The organism is Marinobacter sp. G11, assembly GCF_021282325.1.
Lineage (GTDB): Bacteria > Pseudomonadota > Gammaproteobacteria > Pseudomonadales > Oleiphilaceae > Marinobacter > Marinobacter vinifirmus.
On record NZ_JAJSPB010000053.1, the window covers coordinates 1 to 8,721 of the forward strand.

Sequence of the window (8,721 nt, forward strand, 5' to 3'; positions counted from 1 at the left end):
GTAATCCAACTGTTTGTTGGTGGTTGCCACTTTTTGGCCTGCACAGTATCCTGTACCGTACAGCATTCTGTACAGGGCATATTTTATGGACGCTATCAGCTATACCGTTGCAAGAAGTAATCTGGCGAAAACCATGGAGCAGGTTTGTGAAGACCACTCACCGGTGATTATTACCCGGAGCAAGGCCCAGTCTGTGGTGATGATTTCGCTGGAGGATTACGAAGCACTGCAGGAAACCGCCTATCTGCTACGGGCACCCAAAAACGCCCGCCGTCTTTTGGAATCCGTCGCTGAACTGGAACAAGGCGGCGGTCAGGAAAAGGACCTTCTTGAATGAAACTCATCTTCTCCGAGCACGCCTGGGAAGACTATTTGTACTGGCAGAGCACTGACAAAAAGGTCGTTAGTCGCATCAACAAACTTATCAAGGAGACCATGCGGGAGCCCTTCGAAGGCATCGGCAAGCCGGAGCCACTAAAGCACAACCTCGCCGGTTACTGGTCACGCCGGATTAACGAAGAAGACCGCATGGTCTACAAAGTCACCGAAGACGCCCTACTCATCGCCCAGCTCCGATATCACTACTGACAGCAAACACCCCCTTATCCTCAGCAGTTCCAGAAAAAGCCGACTTCACTCAAATGGTCTGCCGGTCGTGGGGTGGTGGTTTATTTTTCTGCCGGAAAAAGATGTCTGAGCGAAGCGAGTTGTTTTTCCAAAGAAAAATAAACCACCACCCCGCGACCCGCCCCCACAACTCGAAAGCTACAATGAATCCCACGCCGAACCATGGCAAAATCCCCCGCCCACCAAGATTAACCACAGGAGCTGAACACAATGGCCATCAAACACCTGCGCACCGCCTTCGCCAGCCAGTACCAGCCGGGCCAGCCCGCCCGCCTTGTTGCCGGCGAGGCCCTGCAGGAGCCCGGTGGCGATTACGAAGCCTTGCACAAGCAGATGAAGCGCCTGTTCAACAGCAAACCCGGCAAGAAATACGGCCGCTTCTCGGACGACATCGGCGAATGCCCGTTCAGCGCCTGGCTTAAAGACTACCTGGAAGACAAACAAACCTTCACCGCCATGACCGACCGCCTGTTCGGCCAGTGGCAGGAACTGCTCAATGGCAGCCAGGAAGAGTTTGATGGCCACCTGATGGTGGTGCACGACGCCCTGGCGGATTCCGAAGTGGTTTACCTGTTCATCCTCGAAACCGACGGCGCCATGCGCTTCGACGGCAGCCAGAAACTGGACGCCACAGACGTGCTGAGCCTGTCACGCCTGAACCTCGCCGTCCGAATCGAACTGGACGAATGGCGTAACGAGAACACCAGCGACAACTACATGACCGTCGTTCATGCCCGCGGCACCGGCGACCCCGGCGAATTGTTCCTGCGCCTGTGCGCGTTCACCAACAGCGTGGATGTGGAAAAGGAAACCATGACTTTCCTGGACGCAGTGGAAGCCTTCGCCAAGTCCAGCGAACCGGAAAAGGCCGGGGAAGTCCGCGCCAAGGCCTACGAATTCTGCAAAGACCAGCACGCCCTCGGCGAGCCGGTGGCCATCGAGGCGCTGTCCAATTACCTGGACGAAAGCCAGCCTGAGCGCTTCAAGGAATTCGCAAGCAAGAACGCAGAAATGCCCGAAACCGGCGTGCTGCATCCGGACCACCGCAAGGTCAAAAAACTGGTGCGCATTGCCGGCTCTGGCGGGGGTATGAGCGTGTCTTTCTCTTCTGACCTGGTGAACCAGGCCGTTTACTACGACCGTGACAAAGACGCCCTGACCATTACCCGCTTGCCCAAGGCTCTGCGGGAGCAGCTGCAGCGGTACCTGGAAGCCCGCGAGGACTGAGTTGTGCTTTCCTAGCCTGCTGGTTTTGGGGGCGGGTCGCCCTTATTTTTCTGACTTCCTGCATCCACCCTACCCCGTCGATTAACTCACCGGTTTCGTGGTCGATGGGCGGATACGGCAGGTTGCGGTCGTCGCAGTAGCGCTTCACCGTGGGCTGGCACCAACAGAACAGCAGGCGGTTGTATTCGTCATCCGGCATCCGCCGCTGATCGAACATCCCCGCCAGCTTTCGCTGCCGTTGTGCCTCCGAGAGAATAATCGAACAGGCCGACGACACATTCAGCGACTCCACCATCCCCATCATCGGAATCACGATATGCTCATCCGCCTGCTCGGCGGTCACCGGGTTCACCCCGTCCACCTCGTTACCCATGATAATCGTGCACGGCACGGTGAAATCCACCTCCCGAAAATCCACCGCCCGGTCGGACAATTGCGCGGCATACAGCTTGTGCCCCTGCGCCTTCAGCTCAGTCACCGCGTTGTCCATGGTGGGATGGGTGTGGGTTGTTACCCAGTGAAAGCTTCCGCCGGCTGTTTTGCGAAACGCCCGAAAACCCTCCTTCGGCCAGACCACGTGCATGTTCGCAACACCAAAGGCGTCGCAAGAGCGGATGATGGCGGACAGGTTTCGGGGTTTATGCACCTGGTCCGTCAGCACCCGCAGGTCGGGTTGGCGGGTGTTCAGGACTTGTTTGATTCGGGCGAGGCGTTCGGGGGTCATGGGTAAAATCCAGGCCTTGTTAATGACAGCACAGCGGTCCGGGAAGGGCTTTGGGGGAGGCTTTCCAAAAATTTGCGGAGCCATGGATGGCGGAGCAGAAGCGCCACAGGGGCTCAGCCGAGCGCTTATGAAGCAATGCTTCATGCGACAGCTGAGCGACCACAATCTGTGATTGTGGGCCGGACCCCGAAGGGGTGCCGTAAGGAGCGGTTTTTGGAAAGCCTCCCCCAAAGCCCTTCATGCACCACAACTCAAAGGCTGCGAATAATACCACAGGGCCAAATGAGGAATACCGAGACAACGGTGGTTGAAGTTTAGGCACCCCGTTATAATACGCAGTCAATTTTTGCCAGCGCCATCCCACCCCGGCGCAACACACACCAAACTACGTGAGACCCATGGCCAAGAAGCTGTTCATCAAAACCCACGGCTGCCAAATGAACGAGTACGACTCTGCCCGCATGGCAGACCTGCTCAAAACCGGCGAAGCGGTTGAAATGACCGACAACCCGGATGACGCCGACATCCTGCTGCTGAACACCTGCTCCATTCGCGAAAAAGCCCAGGAAAAAGTGTTCCACCAGCTCGGCCGCTGGAAACGTCTCAAAAGCAAAAAGCCCGACATGATTATCGGCGTTGGCGGCTGCGTAGCCAGCCAGGAAGGCCAGGCCATCCTCGACCGGGCACCTTACGTAGACATGGTGTTCGGCCCCCAAACCCTGCACCGCCTGCCGGACATGATTACTGAAGTCCGCACCAAGGGTAACGGCGTAGGCGTGGTTGACGTCAGCTTCCCGGAAATCGAGAAGTTCGACAACCTGCCCGAACCTGGTGCCGACGGCCCTTCTGCGTTCGTTTCTATCATGGAAGGCTGCAGCAAATACTGCACCTTCTGCGTCGTGCCCTACACCCGCGGCGAAGAAGTCAGCCGCCCGGTGGACGACGTCATCGCCGAAGTGGCCCACCTGGCCGCTCAGGGCGTGCGCGAAGTAAACCTGCTGGGGCAGAACGTAAACGCCTATCGTGGCGACACCCACGACGGCGACCAGATGGACCTGGCGGAACTGATCGAAGTGATCGCCACCATTGATGGCATCGACCGCATCCGCTACACCACCTCTCACCCGGTGGAGTTCAGCGAGTCACTGATCGACGTCTACGAGCGGGTCCCGGAACTGGTCAGCCACCTGCACCTGCCGGTACAAAGCGGCTCCGACCGCATTCTGGCCGCCATGAAGCGCGGCCACACGGCGCTGGAGTACAAATCAAAACTCCGCCGCCTGCGCAAAATCCGCCCGGACATCAGCTTCTCCTCGGATTTCATCATCGGCTTCCCGGGTGAAACCGATAAGGATTTCGAGGACACCATGAAGCTGATCAACGACATCGGCTTTGATATGTCCTTCAGCTTCATCTACAGCGCCCGTCCGGGTACGCCGGCGTCGGATCTGCCGGACGATACGCCGATGGAGGTCAAGAAGCAGCGGTTGAGTATTCTGCAGGATCGCCTGAACCAGAATGTGATGGATATCAGCCGCAAGATGGTCGGTTCCACTCAGCGGATTTTGGTGACTGGTCTGTCCAAGAAAGACCCGGGCGAGTATGCGGGGCGTACCGAGAACAACCGGATCGTGAACTTCCGCCATGAGAATCCTGAGGTGGTTGGCCACTTCATCGACGTAGAAATTGTCGAGGCCTACCCGAACTCTCTTCGTGGTGTGCCGGTTAGTTCTGAGTTGTTTTAGGCTTCGGCACCTATGTGCTTGTTATTTGAGGGCGGGATCTTGGGCGGGTAGGCCTTCCAAAAACCGCTCCTTACGGCACATCCCTATGGCGCTTCTGCTCCGCCATCCATGGCTCCGCACATTTTTGGAAGGCCTACCCGCCCAAGCTCCGACCATCAACAGTGCAGCATGCCAAAACGCTCACCATAGTGCGTTCATCATGAAGCAACAGCCAAGCCAGCTTGATTTTTAATCAGCGAACCTGCACATAGCAAGAAAGGCCGGTGCGTGGGTTCGCTTCCACAGGGTATCGTAGGCCATGGATGGCCGAAGCTAAGCGAACAGGACGTCTTGAGCGTCCCTGTGGAAGCGAACCCACGCATCGGCCATACTGCCCAATTCAAGAAATGCATACTCCCTGATACCCGGGAGTAGGAAACTCGGAGAAAACTTGAACACTCACGATACCAGACAATTTGACCTGCACCCGGTGAACCAGCGTCGGCTGGCGACCCTGTGCGGGCAGTTTGATGAACACCTGAAGATGATTGAGCAGCGCCTGCAAGTGAAAGTGGGCCGGCGCGGGCATCATTTCCGGGTGGAAGGCCACACTGAAAACGTGGCGGCGGCTACCGAGGTCATCCGGCACCTGTACCGGGAAACCGAGGCCAGCGAGGACATTCCGCCGGATACCGTGCACCTGTTTATCCGCGAGACCGGCCTTGAGCGGCTGCCGGATGACGTGCCCTATGATGAAGGCCAGATTACCGTCATCAAGACCCCCAAACTGACCGCCAAGCCTCGGGGCCGGAATCAGCAGAAGTATGTGCACAGCATCCGCACCCACGACATCAATTTCGGTATCGGGCCGGCGGGCACGGGTAAGACCTGGCTTGCCGTGGCCTGTGCGGTTGAGGCACTGAAAGACGAGCAGGTGAAGCGGATTCTGCTGGTTCGGCCAGCGGTGGAAGCCGGCGAGAAACTGGGCTTTCTACCGGGCGACCTGGCCCAGAAGGTGGACCCGTACCTTCGGCCGTTGTACGACGCGCTTTATGAAATGCTGGGCTTTGACCAGGTTACCCGCCTGATCGAGAAGAGCGTGATCGAGATTGCGCCGCTGGCGTTCATGCGCGGGCGCACGCTGAACAACTCATTCATCATTCTGGACGAGAGCCAGAACACCACCCGGGAGCAGATGAAGATGTTCCTGACCCGGATCGGTTTTGGCTCTACGGCGGTGATTACCGGTGATACCACCCAGGTGGACCTGCCCCGGGGCCAGAATTCCGGCCTGATTCACGCCGCCGGCGTGTTGAGCAAGGTGCCGGGCATTGGCTTTACCCGGTTTGAAGCCAAGGATGTGGTGCGCCACCCGCTGGTTCAGCGGATTGTGGAAGCCTACGATTCCTTTGATGACGGGAGCTCCGGCAGCCGATGAACAAGCTGACTGTGGACTTCCAGATGGCCTTTGAAGGTGCGGGTGTGCCGGATGAAGCGCAGTTCCACAGCTGGGCCGAAAAGGCCTGGCTGGGCGAGGATCCGTCCGAGGTGACCATCCGTATTGTCGATAACGACGAGAGCCGGGAGCTGAACCACCAGTATCGGGGCAAGGACAAACCCACCAATGTTTTGTCCTTCCCATTTGAAGCGCCAGCGGGTATAACGATGCCATTGGCCGGAGATCTGGTTATTTGCGCACCGGTTGTTGAAAAAGAGGCGCAGGAACAGCATAAAGAGCCTGTAGCCCACTGGGCTCATATGGTGGTGCACGGTATGTTGCACCTTCAGGGCTACGACCATATTGAAGATAACGAAGCCGAGGTCATGGAAGCCCTCGAGGTTCGGCTGCTGTCGCAGCTCGGATTTGCTAACCCTTACGAAGCAGAGGAAACGGAACCAGACTCATGAGCGACGATCAGTCGAGTCGCAGCCAGGGCAGCAAGTCCTGGCTGGAGCGTATATCACAGGCCTTTTCCAGCGGGCCTGAGTCCGTTGAGGACGTGCTGGAAATTCTGCGGGACGCCGAGTCCCAGAGCATTATTGATACCGATTCCATGAGCATCATCGAAGGTGCCATGCAGGTGATCGATATGCGGGTGGATGAAATCATGATCCCCCGTTCACAGATGATCACCGTGAAAGCCTCCCAGGAACCGAAAGAATTCCTGCCCGAGATCATGTCATCTGCCCACAGCCGTTTCCCGGTGATTGGTGAAAGCCCGGACGACGTGCTGGGTGTTCTGCTGGCCAAGGATCTGCTGCCGCTGGCCCTGAATAACGATCTCAACTGGTCCCGCATCCGTGAAATCCTGCGCCCGCCCACCTTTGTGCCCGAGAGCAAGCGGTTGAACCAGCTGCTCAAGGAGTTCAAGGAAAACCGCAACCACATGGCCATCGTGGTGGATGAGTACGGCGGTACGGCAGGCCTGATTACCATTGAGGATGTGCTGGAGCAGATCGTCGGCGAGATCGAAGACGAACACGATTTCGACGAAGAAACCCATATCAAGGCCCGGGGCGATGGCACCTTTGCGGTGAAAGCCGTGACTCCGGTTGACGACTTCAATGAATTTTTTGGCACCGGCCTGGACGAAGAAGAGTTCGATACCATTGGCGGCCTGGTGCTCAAAGAGTTCGGCCACCTGCCCAGACGGGGCGAAACGGTTGAATTCGGCGGTTTGCAGTTTACTATTGCGAACGCCGATAACCGAGTCATCCGTTTGCTGCAGGTAACCCGAAGTGAGTCATGAAAACGGCCTGAGCCATCCGCTCAACCTGAAATTTACTGCCTATCCCTGGCTGCCGGTGATCCTGATGATCGCCGGCGCCCTGCAAACCCTTACCTTCTCGCCGTTCCATATCTGGGCGCTGGGGCCGGTATCGGTTCTTCTGATCCTCCTGGTTACCCTGAACCTGCCCTCGGAGAAGCTGTTTCGCGCCGGCTGGTTTGTCGGCCTTGGGCTGTTTGCCTCCGGCGTGAGCTGGATTTACATCAGCATCAGCAAGCACGGCAACACCTCGGTGCCCATCGCGGTTCTGCTGATGGTGTTGTTCGTGGCAGGGCTGGCGCTATTCCACGGGCTGGCGTTCTGGTTCTGGGGCAAGCTGGCCAGGCAAAGCATGGTGCGCCGGCTGATCCTGTTTCCCGCCATCTGGCTACTGGGGGACTGGCTCCGGGGCTGGCTGCTGACCGGCTTTCCCTGGCTGTACCTGGGCACCGCCCACACCAATGGCCCGCTGGCCGGGCTGGCACCATTAACCGGTGTGCACGGGCTGACCTTCTGGATCGTGGTTACCGGCGCAGCGGCTTACGGGGTGTGGTGGCTGATCCTGGCTGGCCGAAAAACTGCGGCGGGTGCAACAGCGGCGATCGCGGTACTACCCTGGCTGCTGGCTCCTGCCCTTAATCAGGTCAGCTGGACCAGTATCAGCGAGGAGCCGAAAAGCTTTGCCGCCATGCAGGGCAATATTCCGCAACAGATCAAGTGGGATCCGGAGTTCCTGAAAGACCAGATTGTGGCGTATCTGGGGATGACTGAAGAACACTGGGATAAAGACATCATCCTGTGGCCGGAAACCGCCATTCCCATTCCCCAGGACCAGGCCGGCAAGATCATTGACCACATCGAGGAACGGCTTGGCGAGAACAGCACCCTGATTTCCGGTATTCCCTGGTATGGCTACAGCGGCGAAATCGAGGACTACACCTTCCACAACAGCATCCTGGCGGCCGGTGGCGGCGAGGGCATGTACCACAAACAGAAGCTGGTGCCTTTCGGCGAGTATGTGCCGCTGCAGGGATTACTGCGGGGACTGATCGGCTTCTTTGACCTGCCCATGAGCAGCTTCACCCCGGGCCCGGGCCAGCAATCCGGCCTGAGCGCCACCGATACCCGGCTGATGCCCTACATCTGCTACGAAGTGGCCTACCCGGATTTTGTGGCGTTCAACGCGCGGAATACCGGCATGCTGGTGACCATCAGCAACGATGGCTGGTTCGGCGACTCTATCGGCCCTCTTCAGCACCTGCAACTGGCCCGCATGCGCGCCCTGGAAACCGGGCGCTACATGCTGCGCGGCACCAACAACGGGGTAACGGCCATCATCAACGAAAAAGGCCAGATCACCGAGCGCATCCCCCAGTTCCAGCGGGCCGTACTCACCGGCGAGGTATTCTCCGCCACCGGCAGCACGCCCTACATGCAAACCGGCTCCTGGCCGGTGCTGACCCTGGCGGTGATCCTGATTGTTTTCGTGCGGGAGCGGGTGATTCCTAAAAACTGACTTTTTTGGCCACGGAATCCATATATGGTCTCCTCCCCGCTTGCAAGGCCTCAGACGTTGTTGATGAGGGACAGGTTGCTGCCATATATCCGGCCTGTTAACGAGGCGGCGTTGCCGCCTCTGGCCTTGATGAGG

The 8,721-nt window shown here is 58.1% G+C and carries 9 protein-coding genes; 8 read left to right on the plus strand and 1 reads right to left on the minus strand.

Annotated elements, in window-relative coordinates:
• The first annotated feature begins 85 nt into the window (after positions 1-85).
• The 3 genes from LWH94_RS18365 (at position 86) to LWH94_RS18375 (ending at position 1,854) form a co-directional block, all read left to right on the plus strand.
• On the plus strand, positions 86-337 hold the full coding sequence (locus LWH94_RS18365) for a type II toxin-antitoxin system Phd/YefM family antitoxin (protein WP_022989702.1): 252 nt from the start codon (positions 86-88) through the stop codon (positions 335-337).
• A complete protein-coding gene (locus LWH94_RS18370; protein ID WP_232903201.1) occupies positions 334-588 on the plus strand; it encodes a Txe/YoeB family addiction module toxin in 255 nt (84 codons plus the stop codon). The genes LWH94_RS18365 and LWH94_RS18370 overlap by 4 nt, the downstream gene beginning before the upstream one ends.
• Before the next feature lie 249 nt (positions 589-837).
• Entirely contained in the window at positions 838-1,854 is a 1,017-nt protein-coding gene (locus tag LWH94_RS18375) for a nucleoid-associated protein (RefSeq protein WP_058341321.1), read from the plus strand.
• Here LWH94_RS18375 and trmH read toward each other — a convergent pair.
• Positions 1,790-2,578 carry a tRNA (guanosine(18)-2'-O)-methyltransferase TrmH gene (gene trmH, locus LWH94_RS18380; RefSeq protein WP_232903202.1) on the minus strand — a complete coding sequence of 263 codons (789 nt, stop codon included), beginning with the start codon at positions 2,576-2,578 and terminating at the stop codon, positions 1,790-1,792. The two genes, LWH94_RS18375 and trmH, sit on opposite strands and share 65 nt — an antisense overlap.
• Positions 2,579-2,976: 398 nt before the next feature.
• Between trmH and miaB the strand changes: the two genes are divergently transcribed.
• The 5 genes from miaB to lnt all read left to right on the plus strand — a co-directional run bounded on the left by miaB (position 2,977) and on the right by lnt (position 8,586).
• Positions 2,977-4,323 carry a tRNA (N6-isopentenyl adenosine(37)-C2)-methylthiotransferase MiaB gene (gene miaB / locus LWH94_RS18385; RefSeq protein ID WP_232903203.1) on the plus strand — a complete coding sequence of 449 codons (1,347 nt, stop codon included), beginning with the start codon at positions 2,977-2,979 and terminating at the stop codon, positions 4,321-4,323.
• 430 nt (positions 4,324-4,753) lie between these two features.
• Positions 4,754-5,740 carry a PhoH family protein gene (locus tag LWH94_RS18390; protein WP_022989707.1) on the plus strand — a complete coding sequence of 329 codons (987 nt, stop codon included), beginning with the start codon at positions 4,754-4,756 and terminating at the stop codon, positions 5,738-5,740.
• Positions 5,737-6,210 carry an rRNA maturation RNase YbeY gene (gene ybeY / locus LWH94_RS18395; RefSeq protein WP_232903204.1) on the plus strand — a complete coding sequence of 158 codons (474 nt, stop codon included), beginning with the start codon at positions 5,737-5,739 and terminating at the stop codon, positions 6,208-6,210. The genes LWH94_RS18390 and ybeY overlap by 4 nt, the downstream gene beginning before the upstream one ends.
• Entirely contained in the window at positions 6,207-7,052 is an 846-nt protein-coding gene (locus tag LWH94_RS18400) for an HlyC/CorC family transporter (protein ID WP_022989709.1), read from the plus strand. Before ybeY ends, LWH94_RS18400 begins: the two co-directional genes overlap by 4 nt.
• 64 nt (positions 7,053-7,116) lie before the next feature.
• Positions 7,117-8,586: an apolipoprotein N-acyltransferase gene (gene lnt / locus LWH94_RS18405; protein ID WP_232903205.1), complete on the plus strand. Its 1,470-nt coding sequence runs from the start codon at positions 7,117-7,119 to the stop codon at positions 8,584-8,586.
• The last annotated feature ends 135 nt before the right edge of the window (positions 8,587-8,721 follow it).